At 67.4% G+C, this 1,299-nt stretch carries 1 protein-coding gene and 5 tRNA genes; 5 read left to right on the top strand and 1 reads right to left on the bottom strand.

What is annotated here, in order from left to right:
• The first annotated feature begins 199 nt into the window (after window positions 1-199).
• The 5 genes from ACFU7Y_RS44000 to ACFU7Y_RS44020 all read left to right on the top strand — a co-directional run bounded on the left by ACFU7Y_RS44000 (window position 200) and on the right by ACFU7Y_RS44020 (window position 703).
• Window positions 200-271: transfer RNA gene (locus ACFU7Y_RS44000), tRNA-Gln, on the top strand.
• 36 nt (window positions 272-307) lie between these two features.
• Window positions 308-380: transfer RNA gene (locus tag ACFU7Y_RS44005), tRNA-Glu, on the top strand.
• Window positions 381-407: 27 nt separating this feature from the next.
• Window positions 408-480: transfer RNA gene (locus tag ACFU7Y_RS44010), tRNA-Glu, on the top strand.
• 26 nt (window positions 481-506) lie between these two features.
• Window positions 507-579 (top strand) — tRNA-Glu (locus ACFU7Y_RS44015).
• 49 nt (window positions 580-628) lie between these two features.
• Window positions 629-703, top strand: a tRNA-Gln gene (locus tag ACFU7Y_RS44020).
• A gap of 109 nt (window positions 704-812) precedes the next feature.
• Here ACFU7Y_RS44020 and ACFU7Y_RS44025 read toward each other — a convergent pair.
• Window positions 813-1,299 (bottom strand): IclR family transcriptional regulator (locus ACFU7Y_RS44025; protein ID WP_380772084.1); only part of this gene is annotated, 487 nt, incomplete at its 5' end.

The following is a 1,299-nucleotide window of genomic DNA, read 5'->3' on the forward strand; positions in this document are numbered from 1 at the left end:
GGCCCGCGGCGTACCCGGAGGTCATCCGCGGGCCCCCCGGCCGCTGCCTGGGGTTATCGATTTTGGAGCCAGGGCCGACGTCGGGTAATGTTCTTTCTGCGCCGCCCGGGAGGGAACGGACGAGGGAGCGAAAGCCCCTCGGAAGGGACCGACCGAGAGGCGCAACGCCTGAGAAGGGCCCGCAAGGGTTCAACTCTGGTGGGGTATGGTGTAATTGGCAGCACGACTGATTCTGGTTCAGTTAGTCTAGGTTCGAGTCCTGGTACCCCAGCGCAGTACGCGAGTACGGCACACAAAAGAAGATCAAGCCCCCGTTGTGTAGCGGCCTAGCACGCTGCCCTCTCACGGCAGTAGCGCCGGTTCGAATCCGGTCGGGGGTACTGATCCCGCAAGGGATCACCTGGAAAGCCCCCGTTGTGTAGCGGCCTAGCACGCTGCCCTCTCACGGCAGTAGCGCCGGTTCGAATCCGGTCGGGGGTACTGATCCCGCAAGGGATCGCCAGGAAGCCCCCGTTGTGTAGCGGCCTAGCACGCTGCCCTCTCACGGCAGTAGCGCCGGTTCGAATCCGGTCGGGGGTACTTCAGAGCAGGAAGCCGATGGGCTCGCCCATCGGCCCTTGCTTTGTGTTGGGGTATGGTGTAATTGGCAGCACGAGTGATTCTGGTTCATTTAGTCTAGGTTCGAGTCCTGGTACCCCAGCCAGAAATTGGAAAGACCCCGGTTCCGGGGTCTTTTTGTTTTCCCTCGGAAATGCATCGAAGGGCCTCGCCGGGTTGCCGGCGGGGCCCTTCCGGCGTTCGGCCGTGTTCCGTCAGCTGCGGCGGAGGGCTTCGGTGAGTCGGTTGGCGGCTTCGATGATGGCCTGGGCGTGGAGGCGGCCGGGGTGGCGGGTGAGGCGTTCGATGGGGCCGGAGACGGAGACGGCGGCGACGACGCGGTTGGAGGGGCCGCGGACGGGGGCGGAGACGGAGGCGACGCCGGGTTCGCGTTCGCCGATGGACTGGGCCCAGCCGCGGCGGCGGACGCCGCTGAGTGCGGTGGCGGTGAAGCGGGCGCCCTGGAGGCCTCGGTGGAGGCGTTCGGGTTCTTCCCAGGCGAGGAGGACCTGGGCGGCGGAGCCGGCCTTCATGGGCAGGGTGCTGCCGACGGGGACGGTGTCGCGCAGGCCGGAGAGTCGTTCGGCGGCGGCGACGCAGATGCGCGTTTCGCCTTGGCGGCGGTAGAGCTGGGCGCTTTCTCCGGTGACGTCGCGCAGGTGGGTGAGGACGGGGCCCGCGGTGGCGAGCAGTCGGTCCTCG

Origin of the sequence: Kitasatospora sp. NPDC057542 (genome assembly GCF_042801945.1) — a bacterium.
Lineage (GTDB): Bacteria > Actinomycetota > Actinomycetes > Streptomycetales > Streptomycetaceae > Kitasatospora.